The organism is Acrocarpospora macrocephala, assembly GCF_009687865.1.
Lineage (GTDB): Bacteria > Actinomycetota > Actinomycetes > Streptosporangiales > Streptosporangiaceae > Acrocarpospora > Acrocarpospora macrocephala.
On the sequence record NZ_BLAE01000012.1, the window covers coordinates 201,674 to 219,848 of the forward strand.

The following is an 18,175-nucleotide window of genomic DNA, read 5'->3' on the forward strand; positions in this document are numbered from 1 at the left end:
TGATTATGCACTACGAAGATCCAAAGCAATATCGAGAGCGGGGGCGGAATGTGTGAGCGCGCCCACGGAGAGGTAATCGACTCCGGTCTCGGCGACCGCGCGGGCCACGTCCAGGGTAAGCCCGCCGCTGGACTCCAGCCGGGCCCGTCCGCCGACCAGTTTCACGGCTTCGGCCAGCTGCGGCACGGTGAAGTTGTCGAGCAGGATCTCGTCCGCGCCCTCGGCCAGCACCGGCTCGATCTGGTCGATCCTGTCCACCTCTACCTCGATGGTGATATCCGGGTACGTCGTGCGTACGGCCCGGAAGGCTTCGGCCACGCCTCCGGCGGCGACGACGTGGTTGTCCTTGATCAGGGCGGCGTCGTACAGGCCCATCCGGTGGTTGACGCCGCCGCCGCAGCGCACCGCGTATTTCTCCAGGGCGCGCAGGCCGGGGATGGTCTTGCGGCTGTCCCTGACCCTGGCCCCGGTGCCGTCGATGGCGCGGACCCACAGGCGGGTCTGGGTGGCGATGCCGGACAGGTGGGTGAGGAAGTTGAGCGCGGTACGTTCCATGGTGAGCAGGGCTCGGGTCTGGCCGCGCACGGTCAGCAGCACGTCGCCCTTGCGCACCTCGTCGCCGTCCCTGGCCAGGCGCTCGACCTGGAGACCCGCGCGGGTGAAGACGGTCTCCGCCACCGGCAGCCCGGCGACCACGCCGTCGCGGCGGGCGACGACGTCGGCGACCGACTCCTGATCCGGCGGGATGGTGGCGGCCGAGGTGACATCCTCGCCGCCGGCCAGGTCCTCGCGGAGCGCGAGGGTGACCAGGTTCTCGATGTCGAGCGCGTCGGCGGATTCCATGGCTAGTTCGCCCTTCTCGGTCAGGGTCAGATCGATGTGGCGGAGCCACTGGTCGTCGCGGCGGTCGGGGTGGTCCTCGCGCCAGTGCGAGCCCCGGGTCTCCTCGCGCAGCCCGGCGGCGACGGTCAGCGCGGTGGCGACCGTGTGCAGGTTGGTGGCCTCCCAGGATTCGGTGCAGGGCTCGACCGCGATCGGCGTCCAGCGGGCGTCGGCCAGCGCGCGGTGCACGGTGGCCAGGGATTCCCGGCTGCGCAGCACTCCGGCGCCCCGGCTCATGAACGCCTGGATGCGGCCGCGCGCGCGGGGGTCGATCAGGCTGTTTTCATGGCCGTCGTCGTGGGGGGTTCCGGGGCTGCGCCGTACCGCGATCAGGTCGGAGGCGATGCGTTCGGCGAAGACCAGGCCTTCCAGGAGGGAGTTGGAGGCCAGGCGGTTGGCACCGTGGACGCCGGTGCAGGCGACCTCGCCGCAGGCGTACAGGCCGGGGACGGTGCTTCTGCCCTTTAAGTCGGTGCGGACGCCGCCGCTGGCGTAGTGCGCGGCGGGGGCGACCGGGATGAGTTCGGTGACGGGGTCGATGCCGTGGTCGCGGCAGACGGCCAGGATGGTGGGGAACCTGGCCTGCCATTTCCGCGCGCCGAAGTGGCGGGCGTCCAGGTAGACGTGGTCCGCGCCGGTTTCCGCCATCCGCCGCATGATGGCCTTGGCCACCACGTCGCGCGGGGCCAGGTCGGCGAGCTCGTGCACGCCCGCCATGAAGCGCTCCCCGGCCGCGTCGACCAGCACCGCGCCCTCGCCGCGCACGGCTTCGGAGACGAGCGGCTGCTGGCCGGTGGAGCCCTCGCCCAGCCAGAGCACGGTGGGGTGGAACTGCACGAACTCCAGGTCCCTGATCGCCGCGCCGGCCCGCAGCGCGAGGGCCACGCCGTCGCCGGTGGAGACGATCGGGTTGGTGGTGGCGGCGTAGACCTGCCCCATGCCCCCGCTGGCCAGCACCACCGCGCCCGCCCTGACCGCGCCGACGCCGTCCCTGGCGCCCTCACCCATCACGTGCAGGGTGACCCCGCAGGTGTGGCCTGCCGCGTCCTTGAGCAGGTCGAGCGCCAGGGCGTGCTCGATGACCTCGATCCTGGGCTCGTGCGCCGCCGCCTCGATCAGGGCGCGCTGCACCTCGGCGCCGGTGGCGTCGCCGCCCGCGTGCACGATCCGGTTACGGCGGTGGCCGCCCTCCCGGGTGAGCTGCAGTTCCCCGTCGGCGTCCCGGTCGAATCTGGCGCCATGCTCCATGAGCCGCTTGAGCGCGTCGGGACCCTCGGTGACCAGCACCCGGACGGCCTCCTCGTCGCACAGCCCGGCCCCCGCGAGCAGGGTGTCCTTGAGATGTTCCGCCGGGGTGTCCTCGGGATCGAGCACGGCCGCGATGCCGCCTTGCGCCCACTGGGTGGAACCGGCGGAGAGCACGTCCTTGGTGACGACGAGGACGCGGCCCTCGGGCGACAGTTCGGTATATCGCAGGGCGACGGTGAGTCCCGCGATGCCCGACCCGACCACGACCACGTCCGCCGTCACCGTCCAGCCGGGTGAGGGTGCGGTCAGCTTTCTCGGCATGGTGGTCATCGCGAGCCCCTTTCGTCAACATGACGATAACGCCTCGCGCGCCGTGATCGCTTCCCGGGGCACCCACCCCGGTATCAGCCCAGGTCAGCCCAGGGTGAGCACCACGTTGTCGATCAACCGGGTGGTCCCGACCTTGGCGGCCACCGCCAGGATCGCCTCACCCCGGTGATCTTCCGTCACCTCGGTGAACGTGGCCGGATCGACCAGCGCCAGATAGTCGAGCAACAACGGCGGATCGAACCGCGCCGCCGTCTCCAGCACGGCCCGCGCCGCATCCTTGATCCGCTCAGGCTCCCTTTGTGGGGCTTGCGCCCCTGCCACGGCTCCCGCCCGCAGCGCCTTCGACAGATTGAGCGCGGTCACCCGATCCGCCGGTGACAGATACCGGTTCCGGCTGGACAGCGCCAGCCCGTCGGCCTCCCGGACGGTCGGCGCGCCCACGATCGCGATCGGCAGATTCAGATCGGCGACCATGCGCCGGACCAGCGCCAGCTGCTGCGCGTCCTTCTGCCCGAACACCGCCACATCGGGCTGCACGAGGTTGAACAGCTTCAGCACCACGGTCAGCACTCCGTCGAAATGGCCGGGCCGAAACGCCCCCTCGACCACCGAGCCCATCGCCCCGGCCGACACCGCGATCTGCCGGTCGGGCAGGTACATGTCCGCCACCGCCGGAGCGAACACCACCCGCACGCCCTCCTCCGCGCAGACCCCCAGGTCCGCCTCGAAGGTCCGCGGATATCGGGAGAAATCCTCATGCGGCCCGAACTGCAGCGGATTCACGAAGATGCTGACCACCACCTGGTCGGCCTGCTCCCGGGCCAGCCGGATGAGCGAGCGGTGGCCCTCGTGCAGCGCCCCCATCGTGGGCACCAGCGCATACCGCCCAGGACCGGCCGCCTCCCTGGCCTTGCCCAGTTCTTCGCGGTTTCCGGCGACGATCACGTCCATATGTTGCCTCCCAGAGCGTCCAGCAGCAGCTCGGCGGCCTCGGGCTTGAGCAGCCCGGCGGCGAGCGCCCGGTCCGCGGTAAGCCTGGCGAGCGCGATGTAGGCGTCGGCCGCCTCCGGCGCGGCCAGGATGAGCGCGTCCACATGCTTGCGCACCGTCCCGGCGTCGCCGCGCACGACCGGACCGGTCAGGCCGTTGATGCCGAGCCTGAGCACGTTGTCGAGCGCCGCGCCCAGCAGCGGCCCGAGCATCCGGCCCGGATGTTCCACCCCGATCCCGGCGAGCAGGTCCTGCGACTCGGCGACCAGGGTGACCATGTGGTTGGCCGCCCCGGCGATGGCCGCGTGGTAGAGCGGCCGGTCGGCGTCGGCGATCCAGACCGGCTCGCCGCCCATCTCGATCACCAGCGCCTCGGCCACCGGCCGCAGCGGCACCGGCGCAGTCACGCCGAACGAGCAGCCGGTCAGCCGGTTCAGGTCGTCTCCCCGGCCGGTGAAGGTCATCACCGGGTGCAGCGCCAGCGGCACCGCGCCCGCCTCGACCGCGGGCCCGAGCACGCCGAGACCGAAGGCTCCGCTGGCGTGCACGAGCAGCTTGCCGCGTAGATCGACGCCGGTCGACGCCAGCCCGGAGACCAGACCGGGCAGCACATCGTCCGGCACGGTCAGCAGGACCAGCTCGGCCCGCTCGATGACCATCTCCGGCCTGGTCAGCTCCACACCCAACGTCTCACTCGCGCGCCGCTGCGACGCGTCCGAGACCCCGCTGGCGGCCACCACCCGATGGCCCGCCTGCATCAGCGCGGCCCCGAGAACGGAACCCACTCGACCGGCTCCGAGCACCCCCACGGCCAATCGTGCGGGGCGATCGCTTGTGTCCATGCCGTCCTCCCGCTCGCCAGCGTAACGGGGAGGGGTGAATAACTACGGCAACGGGAGCGGGCGCGGGCTCTGGTGTCCCTCCAGACGCCAGAGCCCGCGCGCGGCAGGCCGGTCATCCGCCGATTGCCCGGCCTCATCTTCCAGATCCTTCCGGGTGGGGTGGCCGGACCGCGCCCGCTGGGGGAGCGGGCCGGGCCAGCCGCCGACACCAGGCAACGTTACCGCAAAGAATATACAGATCGTAGTCATCTAACTACTCTGCGTGTCGCGATAAGGTCAACCGTTGTGTGGCTCAGATGGCGAGAGGCGATGCGCCAGGCGCTGTACGGCGCGGACGGTTTCTACCGGCGTGAACGCCCGCACCGCCACTTCCGCACGTCCGTGCACGCCTCCCCCGCCTTCGGCGCGGCCGTGACCCGGCTGCTCGGCGAGGTGGACGAACGCCTCGGCCGACCGCGGGTGATCGAGTTCGTCGACATGGGCGCGGGTGACGGCCTGCTGGCCTCCCAGGTTCTGGCGGGCGCCCCGGCCGACCTGGCGAGCCGCCTCCGTGTGACCGCCGTGGATCTGTCTGCTCGGCCGGAGGGCCTGGATGAGCGGGTTCAATGGGCGGATGCCGTACCGGACGGGGTGACGGGGTTGATCTTCGCCAACGAGTGGCTGGACAACGTGCCGGTGGACGTCGCCGAGTGGACGTCCGAAGGGCCCCGGCTGGTGCTGGTCGATCCCGCGTCGGGGGAAGAGCGGCTGGGCGACCTGGACGCGAAGGATCGGGACTGGCTGGAGCGGTGGTGGCCGGTCGGGGAGCGGGCCGAGATCGGATGGCCTCGGGACGAGGCGTGGGCCGGGCTGGTCGGCAGGCTGGCCGCGGGGATGGCCGTGGCCGTGGATTATTCGCATGTACGGAGTGATCGCCCGCCGATGGGCACGCTGATCGGGTATCGGGACGGATCATGGGTGCGACCGGTGCCGGACGGGTCATGCGATCTCACCGCGCACGTGGCGCTGGACGCCTGCGCGGGCACCTTGACGACCCAGCGCGAGGCCCTCCTGCGGCTGGGGGTGCACGGTGAACGACCGCCGCTTGACCAGGCACGACGGGATCCCGCGGGTTACCTGCGAGCGCTGTCAGCCGCGGCCGCGGAGGCGGAGCTGATCGACCGCGGAGGGCTGGGTGCCTTCGGGTGGCTGACCTGTATACGTTGACATCCTCCCCTGCGTGAAGCCGGGGCTCCCCACGTCACCGTGGAGTCCTTACTGCTTCTGCTACGCCGCGTGAGCGTCATAGGTTGCGGGCGGTGCCAGGGTCGGAATTGCCTCGCCTGGTCTTACCCGCCCTCCACAGTCGTTTCGCGTGTCCGCCAGCCCGGCGGCCACCATCTCCTTGTCCTGCCCTCCCCCGGCAGAGGCCGCCTCCGCCTGCCCACGCAGGCGGAGGCCCTCGGCCAGGATGTTCAACGCGGCCGCCAAGTCGCGGTCGTGGTGCTCCCCGCAGGACGGGCAATCCCACTCCCGCACCTCAACTGGCACCTTCCCGTTCCGCCACCCGCAGCACGGGCACAGCTGAGAGGAGGGAAACCAGCGGCCCACCGTGATGACTGTGCGCCCATAGCGGGCCGCCTTCCCACCCAGCAGCGTACGGAACGCACCCCAGGACGCATCGCTGACCGACTTGGCCAACCGGCCGCGGGCCAGACCCCGCACAGCCAGATCCTCGATCGCAACCACTTGGTTATCGCGGATGATCGATGTGCTGGTCTGGTGCAGGAAATCCCGGCGCGCGTCGCTCACCTTGGCGTGCTGGCGGGCCACCGCGATCCGTGCCTTCTCGCGGTTCTTTGATCCCTTCTGTTTGCGTGACAGCGCCCGCTGCAGCCGGGCCAGCCGCCTGGCCCGGCGGCGCAACCACCGCGGATTGGCGATCTTCGCGCCGTCCGATAGGACCGCATAATGGGTCAACCCCAGATCGATCCCGATCTCGGCCTCCGCCTCGGGCAGCACCTGCCCGGCCTCCTCGACCTCGATCACAAACGAGGCGAAAAAGCGACCCGCCGCATCCTGAACGACCGTGACCGACGACGGCGCCGCCGGCAGCTCACGCGACCACCGCACCTCAACCTTCCCGATCTTGGCCAGACGCAGCGTCCCGTCACCGCCCAAGCTGAATGCGTTGCGGGCGAACCGGGCCGATTGACGACGATCCCGGCGCGACTTGAACACCGGCAACCCCATCCGTCGGCCCTTACGCTTCCCAGTGACCGAGTCGAAGAAATTCTGGTACGCCTGGTCCAGGTCGCGCAGCGACTGCTGCAACGGGACCGCGGACACCTCACCCAGCCACTCCCGCTCCGGCGTCCGTTTCGCCGCGGTGATGCAGATCTTCTGCAGATCACCGCCGCCGATCCACGGCAGCCTGGCCTTGCGCGCGGCCTTGCGCATCGCCAGCGCGTCATTCCACACCACCCGGACACAACCGAACAACCGCGCCAACGCCTGACGCTGGAAGGCATCGGGGTAAAGCCGATAGTTGTAGCGCAGCCTCACCCCGAACCCCCTCTCGCACCAGCCACACACCGTCACGACTCGAACACACTAACGCATAGCCGATGGCAGCGGGAGCCGACTACCAGCGTGACCGGCACATAACCGGCGCGCCTCACCTCCACCTGATCCATATGACCGCATATCGGCGGATTGCCGTCGACGACAGACTCTGCGCCGTTGCGAGGACATCATGATCAAGGAATGCGGGCGCAGGATCGGGGACGTCGCAGACTGCACCGGCCGCCGTGACCCGATCATCTAATGATCACCAAACTGCTGACCGGCGCCTTGTCCCTATCAGCGGTCCACCGACGCCACCCGGGCCCGGTGACAACGCCCCCGGATCATGGGTGCGACAGGGGGCTTGAGTCATACAGGGCCGGGTAACCTGGCTCCCCGCCCTTCAGCGGGGACGTGAAAGGTAACGGGGGCAAGTTCAACATCGTCATCACCGGGCTCGCGGTGGGCACCGGAGTCCATCCCGATCTCGGCCCGGTGGCCGCCGGGTTACGTGCTCATCTACGGTAAACAGTGTGGAGATCGAACAGACTGCGCTACCAGGGATCGGACTCAAACACGAGTTCACCACCCACACCGGCCGGAGGATCGGGGTGGTCTCGCACCGTACCGGCCGGCGTGACCTGATCATTTACGACAAAGCCGACCCTGACCGCGCGTGCGAGAACGTGCAACTCAACGACGACGAAGCGGACGCGCTGGTCGAACTGCTCGGCGCGCCTCGGATCGTGCAACGCCTCAACGACCTGCATCGCGAAGTGGAGGGCCTGGTGAGCGTGCAACTCCCGATCGTCTCCGGCTCGCCGTACGACGGGAGGGCGATGGGCGAGGCCGCGATCAGGACCAGGACGGGGGCCTCGGTGGTCGCCGTGGTCCGGGGCGGCCAGGTCAACGCCAGCCCGACACCCGACTTCCGGTTCCTCGCCGGGGACGTGGTCGTCGTGGTGGGCGACGAGGAGAACACCGCCGCCGTCGCCAACATCCTCACCGACGGATAGGCCGCCGCGTGCCCGCACTCATCGCATCATCGGATTCTGTCGCAATCCTCTTTCTCGAACTCGGCGGGGTCATCCTCGCCCTCGGCGTGCTCGGCGCGTTCGCGCTGCGCGTCGGCATCTCCCCCATCCCCCTCTACCTGGTCGCCGGTCTGGCCTTCGGGACCGGCGGCATCCTCCCGCTCGCCACCAGCGAGGAGTTCATCCACGTCGGCGCCGAACTCGGCGTCATCCTGCTGCTGCTCACGCTCGGCCTGGAATACAACGCCGACGAGCTCGTGACCAGCCTGAAGAGCAACGCCCGCGGCGGCCTGGTGGACCTGGTGCTCAACGCCGCCCCCGGCGCGATCGCCGCGCTGCTGCTCGGCTGGGGTCCGGTCGGGGCCGTGGCCATGGCGGGGGTGACCTACGCCACCTCCTCCGGCATCACCGCCAAGGTCATCTCTGATCTGGGGTGGATCGGTAACCGGGAGACCCCCGTGGTGCTCTCGCTGCTGGTCTTCGAAGACCTGACGATGGCCATCTACCTGCCGATTCTGACCGCGCTGCTGGCCGGGGTCGGGCTGCTGGCCGGGGCGATCACCGTGGCCATCGCGCTGGGCACGGTCACGGTCGTGCTGGTGATCGCGCTCAGGTTCGGCAATCTCATCGAGAAGTTCGTGTCCAGCCCCAACTCCGAGGTGCTGCTGCTGAAGGTGATCGGCCTGGCGTTGCTGGTGGCCGGGATCGCTCAGGAGCTCCAGGTGTCGGCGGCGGTGGGCGCGTTCCTGGTGGGCATCGCCCTGTCCGGCGAGCTGGCCCACGAGACCCGAGCCCTGCTGATGCCGATCAGGGACCTGTTCGCGGCGGTGTTCTTCGTCTTCTTCGGGCTGCAGACGGATCCGGCCAAGATCTTGCCGGTGGCCGGTCTGGCCGCGCTGCTGGCTCTGGTCAGCATGATCACCAAGCTGCTGACCGGCGCGTACGCCGCACATCGGGCCGGGATCGCCCGGGCCGGACGGGTCCGCGCCGGAATCGCGCTCATCCCCCGGGGCGAGTTCAACATCGTCATCGCCGGTCTCGCGGTAGGCGCCGGAGTCCACCCCGACCTCGGCCCGCTGGCCGCCGGCTACGTGCTGATCCTGGCCGCCTTCGGCCCCCTGGCGGCGCGAGCGATCCAGCCACTCGTCACCGCCATCGCCAACCGCGCCTAGACCGTCACCCGCAACGATCGCAGTCCCCGGATGACGTAGCCGGGTTTCCAGGTGGGCTCCTCGACGAGATTCAGTTTCGCGTCGAGGAGCGCGCCGAAGGACTCGATCAGTTCGACCCGGGCCAGTGGGGCGCCGAGGCAGAAGTGGATGCCCGCGCCGAAGGAAATGTGCGGGTTGTCCTGGCGGCCGACGTCCAGCCGGTCCGGGTCGGCGAACACCTCGGGGTCGCGGTTGGCGGAGCCGAACAGCAGGGCGACCTCGACGCCGCGCGGGATCTGGACGCCGCCGATCTCGATGTCCTCCAGCACCCAGCGTTCGAACATCTGCAGCGGGGTGTCCCAGCGCATCAGCTCCTCGACGGCGGTCGGGAGCAGTGACCTGTCCGCGCGCAGGCGGTCGAGTTCGGCTGGGTTGCGGAACAGGGACCACCAGCCGTTGCCGGTGACGTTCACGGTGGCCTCGTGGCCGGCGTTGAGCAGGAGCACGCAGGTGCCGATCAGCTCGTCCTCGGTGAGCCGGTCGCCCTCGTCGAGGACCTGGGCGAGGGAGGAGACCAGATCGTCGCCGGGATTGTCGCGGCGGGTGCGGCTGAGGTCGCGCAGGTAGTCGCCGAATTCCTGGGCGGCGCGGACGGCCGTGTGCTGGACGTCCAGGGTGGGGTTGAGCTCGTACATGCCGCAGATGTCCGCCGACCAGGGCCGCAGCAACGGCCGATCCTGTTCTGGTATGCCGAGCATCTCGGCGATCACAGTCACCGGAAGCGGTTCGGCCACCTCGCTGATCAGGTCGCCACCGCCGCGTTCGACCAGGCCCTCAGCGAGTTCGGTAGCGATCTTCCTGACTCGCGGGCGCAGGGATTCGACCATCCGGGGAGTGAACGCCTTGGAGACCAGGCGGCGCAGTCGGGTGTGGATCGGGGGTTCGACGTCGAGCATGCCCGCCCGGATCACCCGCCAGAACGGCTCCTGGAACTCCGGCTCTGGCTCCTGGCCGAAGGCCTCGTGGGTGGCCATATGGAGATATGAGCGACCTAGGCGGCGGTCTCGGAGCAGGGCGTTGACGTCGGCGTGCCGGGCGACCAGCCACTGGCCGGTGGGCTCGAAGAAACTCACCGGGCTCGTGTCACGAAGCTCGGCGTAGGCGTCGTAGGGGTGGGCCACGAAGGCGGGATTCCACGGATCAAACCTCACAAATCACATGGTAGGTGGGTCTTCCCATGCGTCCGGCGTGGGTTATAGTTCCGCATAGGTCATGAGTGCCAGCGCACAGCCCCGGCTTGCTGGCCGGCAACCCTCGCGTCCGCGGCGGGGTGCCCCGGGTGAGGACCAGGCCTGTCGCGGGGTGCGGCGGGCAAGCGCGTGGCCTCTGGAGGCGTACATGTCCGCTCTGTTGTCCCTTGATGTCCCGGTGCGCGGCGGCGCGCTGGTCCCCTACGCGAACCTCGACTACGCGGCCAGCGCGCCCTGTCTGGAATCCGTCCAGGAGGCGGTCGCCGACGCGCTGCCCGCCTACTCCAGCGTGCACCGCGGCGCCGGGTACGCCTCCCAGGTCACCACCGCCCGCTACGAGCAGGCCCGGCACACGATCAAGGCCTTCACCGGCGCCCGCCTCGACGACGCGCTCGTGTTCACCCGCAACACCACCGACGCGATGAACCTGCTCGCCCGCAGCCTCCCCGACGGCACCACGGTCGTCGTCTTCGACACCGAACACCACGCCACCCTCCTCCCCTGGCCCTCCCCCGTACGGCTCGCGCCCCCCGCCTTCCCCGGCGAAGCACTCCGGGCGGCCGACGAGGCGCTCGCCGCGATCGAGGGCCCCGCGCTGCTGGTCGTCACCGCCGCCTCCAACGTCACCGGCGAACTGTGGCCGATCGCCGGTCTCGCCCACATCGCGCACCGGCACGGCGCGCGCATCGCCGTGGACGCGGCCCAGCTGGTCCCGCATCGCCCGCTGAACATCGCCGCACTCGATCTCGACTACGTGGCGTTCTCGGGGCACAAGCTCTACGCGCCCTTCGGGGCCGGCGCGCTCGTCGGGCGACGGGACTGGCTGGCGCAGGCGGAGCCGTACCTGAAGGGTGGCGGCGCGGTGCGCGCGGTCGGCGAGCAGGCCGAGTGGAGCACCGACCCGGAAGCCCGGCACGAGGCCGGGACGCCCAACGTGCTGGGCGCGATCGCGCTGGCGGCGGCCTGCGATCATCTGGCCGCGAACTGGGCCACGGTGATCAGCGAGGAGGAGCGCCTGCTCGGCCGCCTGCGGGCGGGGATCGCCGCCATCGACGGCGTGCACGAGCTGGCGCTGTGGCCGGCCGACCATCCCCGGGTCGGGATCGTCTCCTTCGTCGTCGAGGGCCGGTCGGCCCGGGAGGTGGCCGAGACGTTGTCGGCCGAGCACGGCATCGGCGTGCGGGACGGTAAATTCTGCGCGCACCCGTTCGTACGGCATCTGCTGGGCACGGGCGAGGGCGGTTGCGACGAGGACGGCGGCGCGGTGCGGGCCTCGATCGGGATCGGCAGCACCGACGAGCACATCGATCGGCTGCTGGCCGCCCTGCGCGCCTGTTCGTGATCGATCGCGCGTGGGAGCATGAAACGGTGAGCGAGCCACAGGAGATCGTCGTCGGGGTCGGCGCGGGGGCCTCGGCCGTGCCGAAGGAGCTCGCCACCGAGGACATGGTGCTCAACATCGGCCCGCAGCACCCGTCCACGCACGGCGTGCTGCGGCTGCGGCTGACCCTGGACGGCGAGCGCATCGCCTCCGCCGAGCCGATCATCGGCTACATGCACCGGGGCGCCGAGAAACTGTTCGAGGTGCGCGACTACCGGCAGATCATCGTGCTGGCCAACCGGCACGACTGGCTGTCGGCGTTCGCCAACGAGCTCGGCGTCGTGATCGCGGTGGAGCGCATGCTCGGCATGGAGGTCCCGGTCCGCGCGGTCTGGGCGCGCACCCTGCTGGCCGAGCTGAACCGGGTGCTCAACCACCTGATGTTCCTCGGGTCGTACCCGCTCGAACTCGGCGCGATCACCCCCGTCTTCTACGCGTTCCGGGAGCGGGAGACCATCCAGGCCGTGATGGAGGAGATCTCCGGCGGGCGCATGCACTACATGTTCAACCGGGTCGGCGGCCTCAAGGAGGACCTGCCGCTCGGCTGGCTGGAGCGCACCGGCCGGGCCGTCGCCGACGTGCGCCGCCGCCTGCCCGACATCGAGAACCTGATCATGGGCAACGAGATCTTCCTGGCCCGCACCACCGGCGTCGGCGTGCTCGACCGCGAAACCATCCTGCAGTACGGCGTGAGCGGCCCGATCGCCCGCGCCTCCGGCGTGGACCTGGACCTGCGGCGGGACGAACCCTACCTGGCCTACGGGGAACTCCCGGTGAAGGTGGTCACCCGCTCGGCCGGCGACTGCCACGCCCGCTTCGAGGTGCTGCTCGACCAGCTGAAGGTCTCCCTCGACCTGGCCGACGCCTGCCTGGAACGCCTGCGCGAGCTCCCGCCTGGACCGATCAACCAGCGCCTGCCCAAGATCCTCAAAGCGCCGGAAGGCCACACCTACGCGTGGACGGAGAGCCCGCTCGGGCTGAACGGCTACTACCTGGTCTCCCGTGGCGAGAAGACCCCGTGGCGCCTGAAACTCCGCAGCGCCTCCTTCAACAACATCCAGGTCCTCCGCGAAATGCTCCCCGGCCACCTGGTCGCCGACATGGTCGCCATCCTGGGCTCGATGTTCTTCGTCGTGGGCGACATCGACAAGTAAATCGACAAGTAATCGGCTCTGTCAGACCTCGTCCTGGAGGGAGCGGTGAAGGCGGCCCCCGGCGGCGTCCATGTGGCCGCGCATCGCCGCACCGGCCGCCGACGGGGAGCGGGTCTCGACGGCGGCCAGGACGGCGGCGTGCTCGTCGATCGTGGTCTGCGTCTCGCCCGCCTCGTGGATGGCCCGCCGGATCCAGACGCGCAGCAGCGACCGGATGCTGCCGAGGATGTCGCTGAGCACCGAGTTCCCGGCCGCGTTGGCCAGCGCGAGGTGGAAGGCGATGTCCGCCTCGACGAAGGCCGTGGCGTCGGGGGCGGCCCGCATTCCCGCCAGGTGGGTGCGCAGCTCTGCCACGTCCTCGGCGCCGGCGCGCTGGGCGGCCAGCTCGGCGATGATCACCTCGATGTGCTTGCGCGCCTCGATGAGGTCCAGGACCTGCGGCTGGCCCAGCATCAGGCCCCACTCGATGGCGCTGGGCAGCAGGCTGGACGTGCCCCGCGTGAGGTAGGTGCCGTCGCCCTGCCTGACCTCGATGATGCCCAGGACGTCCAGCGCCTTCAGCGCCTCCCTGACCGTGGAGCGGCCCACGCCGAGGGATTCCGACAGCTGCCGCTCGGACGGCAGGCGAGTGCCCGGCCTCAGGTGCCCGTTCAGCAGCTGGGACAGCAACTGCCTGGCGATGTCGACCACGGCGCTCTCGCGCTGGGGCGCGGCCAACGTGATGGCGGGCGTTCCCGGCCGGCCCATCCGCTTGCCCTTGTCTTCGGGCTCCACCACCGTCATCCCTTCCTTACTCCGAGCCGGGCTTCCGAGGTCGCGGGCGATGATTCCAGGCCGAAGGCATGGGCCACGTGCACGAGGGTCCGCGCGTCCCCGACGTTTCCCGGGACCACCGCGTAGGAGATCGTAGCCGCGCCCGATGGCCGCAACTCCCAGACGGCCACGCCGGGATACAGCGGCCCGAGCACCTGCGCGGCGCCCGCGCCCAAGCCGTCGCGGGCCACCTGCGCCGAGGTGATGCCGCCCTTGGCGATCACCGCGGTGAGCTGGGGGCGAAGCGCGGACGCGGCGGCGCACAGGGCCGTCATGACCCGCGCGCCGTGCCGTAGCGTGCCGTGCCCGGCCCGCCTGACCCGCTCGCTCGCCACGATAGCCACCCCCCGCTCGGCCAGGTCGCCCCGGGCCAGCCCGGCCACCCGCCGTCCCTCAATCTCAGGCCCGGATGGACCGCCTGACAAGACCGCGTCGGTCGACACGGTCCGCACGGGGGCCGCCAGGACGTCCGCCAGCGCGGCCAGCTGATCACCGCTGGCCTCGGTGTGGGATCCGCAGACCACGAGCGTCCCGCCGGGTCGCCGTGGGACGGGCCGTGCCAGCAGGCCGCCGGCGGGCCTCCCGGCGCGGATGGCCGCCAGGGGCGCGGCGCAGCGTAGCACGACCGGAACCCCGGCCGAGCGGGCCTCATCCAGCGCGGCGGAGACGGCCATGAGGTCGGCGTCGGTCTCGACATCGGGGATGATCACGCTGCCCGGCGGGGCCTGGCGGAGGGCGGCGGCGAGACCGCCCTGGCGTACCGAATCCAGGGGGATCGAGGCCGCGGCGCGGTCGCCCACCTCGCGCGCCCAGGCGGTCAGCGTCGGTGCGGTGAAGCCGAAGACGGGGTCGGCGGCGAACTCGGTCTCGGCGGCCGGGATGCGGCGGCCGTCCACCGTGACGAGGTGGACGCCGTCGAGCGTCACCCGGCCGAGCGCCGGGTAGGCGGGGACGAACAGCAGCACCCCGGCGGCGGCTCCGAGCGCGTCGGACTCGGCGAACACGTGGCCGCGCAGGGTGGAGTCGCCGCGCAGGACGTACTCCGCGTCGCCGAAACGCTCGCGCAGGCCGAGGATCAGGCGCACCGCCTGATCTTCCTCCATCGCGCGGGTGTTTGTCAGGACAAAGCAGGATTCGTCCGGGGGAAGTTCGGCGTCGAGGTCGAGCAGCACCGGCACCCCGGCCGCCGCCTGGGTGCCGGTCGGGTCGTCGTCCAGGACGATCACGCGGGTCATCGGATCGGCTCCCGCTCGGTGAGTTCCACCCGTACGCCGTTCGGCTCCGCCAGCAGGAAGCACGCCCGGCGGCCCCGCCCGCCCATGAAGATCGGCGCGTCGCCCTGCCCGGGCAGGGCGGCGAGCGTGGCCGGGATGTCGCCCACGCAGAAGCAGACGTGGTGCAGTCCTTCCCCGCGCTCGGCCAGGAAGCTGGCCACCGGCCCCTCCCGGTACGGCTGCACGAGCTGGAGCATGACGTTGCCGCCGTCGAGATAGACCAGCCGCACCCCGGGATCGTCGGCCAGCTCGTCACCGATCACCGTCAGCCCCAGCCGCTCCACGTAGAACGGCAGGGCCAGGTCGGCATCGCGGACGGCGATCCCGATGTGATCGACATGATCCACCACGTCAGCCAAGTCCCCTGACCTCGCTCAGTCCGGCCCGCAGCGCGGCCTGGTAGATCCACAGGTCGCCGCCGTAGGCGAGGATCCGGAAGCCCTTGGCGATCAGCGTGGCCGCCTCCTGCGGGCTCCCGGCCATGAAACCGGCGGACTTGCCCGCCGCGCTCGCGGCCTTCGCCACCCGCTCCAGCGCCGCCAGGTAGTCGGGGTGCTCGAACTGGCCGGGTATCCCCATGCTGTTGGTCAGGTCGAAGTGCCCCACCCACAGCACGTCCACCCCGTCCACGGCGGCGATCTCCTCGACGGACTCCAGGCCCGCGACGGTCTCGATCTGGGCGATCACCATCGTGTCCGCGTTCGCCGCCCGCATGTAGGCCACGTTGTCGGTGGCCGCGTAGTCGTCGTGGGCGACGCCGAACGCCGCGCCCCTGACCCCGTCGGGCGGGTACTTCGCCCAGCGCACCACATCGCGCGCCTGCCCGGCCGAGTCCACCATCGGGATCATGATCCCGCGGGCCCCGGTGTCCAGGGCGCGCGAGATCTGGGTCCGCTCGGCGGTGGGCACCCGGATGTACGGCTCGGCCCCGGTGGGCCGGGTGGTGGCCACGACCCGGCCGAGCGTCTCCCAGCCCCAGCCGGTGTGCTCGGCGTCGAAGATGACGAAACGGGCGCCCGCCCCGGCCGCGAGCCTGCCGATACCGGTGGTCGCGAACTCGAAGACGAACGTGCCGAGGACGAGCTCTCCGCTGCGGAGGGCCTGTTTGATGGTCAACGGGATGCCTTTCTGGAGAGGAAGCGGGGGCTGGAAAGGAAGCGGGGATGGTCGAGGGCGGCCGGGTTGACCGGGTGCGCGGGCGCGCGCCCGGCGGCCACGTCCAGGGCGGCCTGGATCGCGCCGCAGCCGTTGCCCAGCGCGAGCTCGTCGGTCCAGGCGACCGCGTGCGGGGCGAGCAGCACGTTGTCCAGCGCCAGCAGCGGATCCGCCGGGTCGGGCGGCTCGACCTCGAAGACGTCCAGGGCCGCCCCGGCGATCCGCCGCGCGGTGAGCGCCTCGGTGAGGGCGGCCTGGTCCACGATCGGGCCTCTGGCCACGTTGACGAGGAAGGCGCTCGGCTTCATCGCGGCCAGCCGGGAGGCGTTCAGGAGATGGTGGGTCTGGGGGGTGAGGGCGCAGGTGACGACTACGAAGTCGGCCTCGGCCAGCAGCGTGTCCAGCTCGACCAGCGTCACCCCGGCCGCCTCTGCCGCGTCCCGATCGGCGAAGGGGTCGGCGGCGAGCTGCCGCAGGCCCAGCGGGGCGCACACCCGGGACACCTCGCGGCCGATGTTGCCCCACCCGACGAGACCGAGGACCCGGCCGGTGAGGCCGGTGCCCATATAAGCCAGCTTGTCCGCCCAGCGTCCGGTCCGGACCAGGGCGTCCTTCTCCCTGAGCCGGTGCGCGGCGGCCAGCAGCAGGGTCAGCGCCGACACGGCGACCGGGACGCGCACGCCGTCCGGGGTGATGGTGACCACGACACCGTGCCGGGTGCAGGCCTCGACGTCCACGTTGTCGTAGCCGACGCCGAAGCGGGCCACCAGCGCCAGGCGGTCGGCGCCCTTGAGCGTGTCTTCGGTGACCCTCGGCGTGAGCACGATCAGCGCGTCGTAGCCGCGCACGGCCTCCGGCGGGATATCGCCGGAGGTGACGTCGATGAAGTCCCAGGCGACGCCGTCGGCCTCGTCGAGCGCGGCCAGGCCGATGTCGCCCCACCCGACATTCCCGTCCGAGTCGAGGAAGTCGCGGGTCAGGCCGATCCTGAAAGGCATCAGTGGTCTCCTCCTGGGGGTGTGACGAGGATCGCGATCGAGGGAGGGCGCAGGCTCACGCGGGCGCCGCGCGGGCGCTCCCGCACGATCCACCCGCTGTCCTCCCGCGAGTTGGCGGGCGTGTCCGGCTCCGTCCGGGAGTCCGCCTCGGTGATCGTGGTGAGACTCTGGCCGCGGGCGTCCAGGACGATCGGCTCCCCGCCGTCCAACGCCGCGGCCACGACCAGCAGCCGCCCTCCGCGCCGTACGGCAAGGCCGGTGAGTCCCGCGGGCAGGGCGGGATCGGCGAGACGGCCGCCGGTGAAGGGGCGGAGCGCGGCCAGGACGTGGTGGGCCGGCGAATCCGCCAGGGCCGCCGCGTCCAGGCTGACCGCCGCCGCCCCGGTGAGGGCGCTCAGCGCGCCGACCAGCCAGGCCGCGCGGAAGAGGGCGGAGGGGGGCCTGTCGCCGGGGGCGGCGAAGCCGAAGGACGGCAGCAGCCCGACCGGCCCGGCGAACACCGGCCGGCCGTGCTCGGTGGCCTGGCGGACGACCAGGGGATGGACCCGCAGCGTCTCCCGGATGCTCGCCTCGTCCGCGTGGTGCGCTTGGGCCGCGATCGGGAAGGCGACCAGGTCGAGGAGGTCGGCCGGGAAGTCCTCGGCCCGGTTCAGCTCGGCGAAGTGGGCCCGGCTGCCGCCGCCGATCCGCACCGGCGTGCCCGCGAAGGCGTGCCGGGCCTCGGCCGCCAGCTCCCTGGGCGTGCCGTGCGCGCGGTCGAACACCAGCAGCGTGCCCCCGCCGGAGGTCGGCCAGGCGTCCCTCAGCGCGGCGAGCTGACCCGGCGCCGAGCACACCGCGCTCAGCGTGAGCGGGAGCTCGGCGGCGACCAGCCGGTCCAGCTCCCGACGCCATCCGGACGTGCCCAGATCCACGGTCCCGTGCAGGAAGGAGGCGACGCCGAGCAAGTCCGATGAGCCTGCGGAGGGGGAAACCGCGTGCTCGGGTCCCGGGGACATGCGCGGGAAGGGCGAACCCGGTCGATCGACGGACATGTCCGTGGACGCGGAGATCAGGTCGGGGGTCGGGTGCAGGCCGATGGGGGGCAGGGTCGCGGAAATCAGGTCGGGGGTCAGGTGCAGGCCGATGG

16 protein-coding genes and 1 riboswitch are annotated in these 18,175 nt (G+C 71.2%); of the genes, 5 read left to right on the top strand and 11 right to left on the bottom strand.

What is annotated here, in order from left to right:
• Positions 1 to 3: 3 nt before the first annotated feature.
• The 3 genes from Amac_RS12435 to Amac_RS12445 all read right to left on the bottom strand — a co-directional run bounded on the left by Amac_RS12435 (position 4) and on the right by Amac_RS12445 (position 4,292).
• Positions 4 to 2,460 (bottom strand): L-aspartate oxidase, encoded by a 2,457-nt coding sequence (locus tag Amac_RS12435; protein ID WP_155354496.1) that lies wholly within the window; start codon positions 2,458 to 2,460, stop codon positions 4 to 6.
• 84 nt (positions 2,461 to 2,544) lie between these two features.
• Positions 2,545 to 3,411 carry a pantoate--beta-alanine ligase gene (gene panC, locus Amac_RS12440; RefSeq protein ID WP_155354497.1) on the bottom strand — a complete coding sequence of 289 codons (867 nt, stop codon included), beginning with the start codon at positions 3,409 to 3,411 and terminating at the stop codon, positions 2,545 to 2,547.
• Positions 3,402 to 4,292 (bottom strand): Rossmann-like and DUF2520 domain-containing protein, encoded by an 891-nt coding sequence (locus Amac_RS12445; protein ID WP_155351053.1) that lies wholly within the window; start codon positions 4,290 to 4,292, stop codon positions 3,402 to 3,404. Before Amac_RS12445 ends, panC begins: the two co-directional genes overlap by 10 nt.
• 309 nt (positions 4,293 to 4,601) lie before the next feature.
• Here Amac_RS12445 and Amac_RS12450 point away from each other — a divergent pair, with 309 nt between their 5' ends.
• Complete coding sequence (locus Amac_RS12450; RefSeq protein WP_155354498.1) at positions 4,602 to 5,498, top strand: SAM-dependent methyltransferase; 897 nt, start codon at positions 4,602 to 4,604, stop codon at positions 5,496 to 5,498.
• A 60-nt stretch (positions 5,499 to 5,558) separates the two neighbouring features.
• On the opposite strand, the gene Amac_RS12455 is transcribed toward Amac_RS12450, so the two are convergent.
• Positions 5,559 to 6,836: an RNA-guided endonuclease InsQ/TnpB family protein gene (locus Amac_RS12455; RefSeq protein ID WP_155354499.1), complete on the bottom strand. Its 1,278-nt coding sequence runs from the start codon at positions 6,834 to 6,836 to the stop codon at positions 5,559 to 5,561.
• 533 nt (positions 6,837 to 7,369) lie between these two features.
• Between Amac_RS12455 and Amac_RS12460 the strand changes: the two genes are divergently transcribed.
• Together Amac_RS12460 and Amac_RS12465 are read left to right on the top strand one after the other, a co-directional pair.
• Entirely contained in the window at positions 7,370 to 7,852 is a 483-nt protein-coding gene (locus Amac_RS12460) for a cation:proton antiporter regulatory subunit (RefSeq protein WP_155354500.1), read from the top strand.
• An 8-nt stretch (positions 7,853 to 7,860) separates the two neighbouring features.
• The gene (locus tag Amac_RS12465) at positions 7,861 to 9,042 is read left to right on the top strand and encodes a cation:proton antiporter (RefSeq protein ID WP_246268270.1); all 1,182 of its coding nucleotides are present in this window, start codon (positions 7,861 to 7,863) and stop codon (positions 9,040 to 9,042) included.
• Here the strand turns inward: Amac_RS12465 and Amac_RS12470 are convergent.
• Positions 9,039 to 10,232, bottom strand: coding sequence for a cytochrome P450 (locus Amac_RS12470; RefSeq protein WP_155354501.1), 1,194 nt, complete (start codon positions 10,230 to 10,232; stop codon positions 9,039 to 9,041). The two genes, Amac_RS12465 and Amac_RS12470, sit on opposite strands and share 4 nt — an antisense overlap.
• Positions 10,233 to 10,289: 57 nt before the next feature.
• Positions 10,290 to 10,405, top strand: a riboswitch (SAM riboswitch).
• A 14-nt stretch (positions 10,406 to 10,419) separates the two neighbouring features.
• Between Amac_RS12470 and Amac_RS12475 the strand changes: the two genes are divergently transcribed.
• Both Amac_RS12475 and Amac_RS12480 read left to right on the top strand, forming a co-directional pair.
• The gene (locus Amac_RS12475; RefSeq protein WP_155354502.1) at positions 10,420 to 11,613 is read left to right on the top strand and encodes an aminotransferase class V-fold PLP-dependent enzyme; all 1,194 of its coding nucleotides are present in this window, start codon (positions 10,420 to 10,422) and stop codon (positions 11,611 to 11,613) included.
• Between the two features lie 26 nt (positions 11,614 to 11,639).
• The gene (locus Amac_RS12480; RefSeq protein WP_155354503.1) at positions 11,640 to 12,806 is read left to right on the top strand and encodes an NADH-quinone oxidoreductase subunit D; all 1,167 of its coding nucleotides are present in this window, start codon (positions 11,640 to 11,642) and stop codon (positions 12,804 to 12,806) included.
• A 21-nt stretch (positions 12,807 to 12,827) separates the two neighbouring features.
• Here Amac_RS12480 and Amac_RS12485 read toward each other — a convergent pair whose 3' ends face one another.
• From Amac_RS12485 to Amac_RS57285, 6 genes are all read right to left on the bottom strand, one after another.
• Entirely contained in the window at positions 12,828 to 13,589 is a 762-nt protein-coding gene (locus Amac_RS12485; RefSeq protein ID WP_246268272.1) for a FadR/GntR family transcriptional regulator, read from the bottom strand.
• Positions 13,586 to 14,854 carry a four-carbon acid sugar kinase family protein gene (locus tag Amac_RS12490; protein ID WP_155354504.1) on the bottom strand — a complete coding sequence of 423 codons (1,269 nt, stop codon included), beginning with the start codon at positions 14,852 to 14,854 and terminating at the stop codon, positions 13,586 to 13,588. The genes Amac_RS12485 and Amac_RS12490 overlap by 4 nt, the downstream gene beginning before the upstream one ends.
• Complete coding sequence (locus Amac_RS12495; RefSeq protein WP_246268278.1) at positions 14,851 to 15,243, bottom strand: VOC family protein; 393 nt, start codon at positions 15,241 to 15,243, stop codon at positions 14,851 to 14,853. The genes Amac_RS12490 and Amac_RS12495 overlap by 4 nt, the downstream gene beginning before the upstream one ends.
• Before the next feature lies 1 nt (position 15,244).
• Positions 15,245 to 16,009 (bottom strand): HpcH/HpaI aldolase family protein, encoded by a 765-nt coding sequence (locus Amac_RS12500; RefSeq protein ID WP_218041035.1) that lies wholly within the window; start codon positions 16,007 to 16,009, stop codon positions 15,245 to 15,247.
• Complete coding sequence (locus Amac_RS12505) at positions 16,006 to 17,046, bottom strand: NAD(P)-dependent oxidoreductase (protein WP_155354506.1); 1,041 nt, start codon at positions 17,044 to 17,046, stop codon at positions 16,006 to 16,008. The genes Amac_RS12500 and Amac_RS12505 overlap by 4 nt, the downstream gene beginning before the upstream one ends.
• On the bottom strand, positions 17,046 to 18,175 hold a 1,130-nt coding region (locus Amac_RS57285; protein WP_218041036.1), incomplete at its 5' end, for a D-apionate lactonase family protein. The genes Amac_RS57285 and Amac_RS12505, both read right to left, overlap by 1 nt.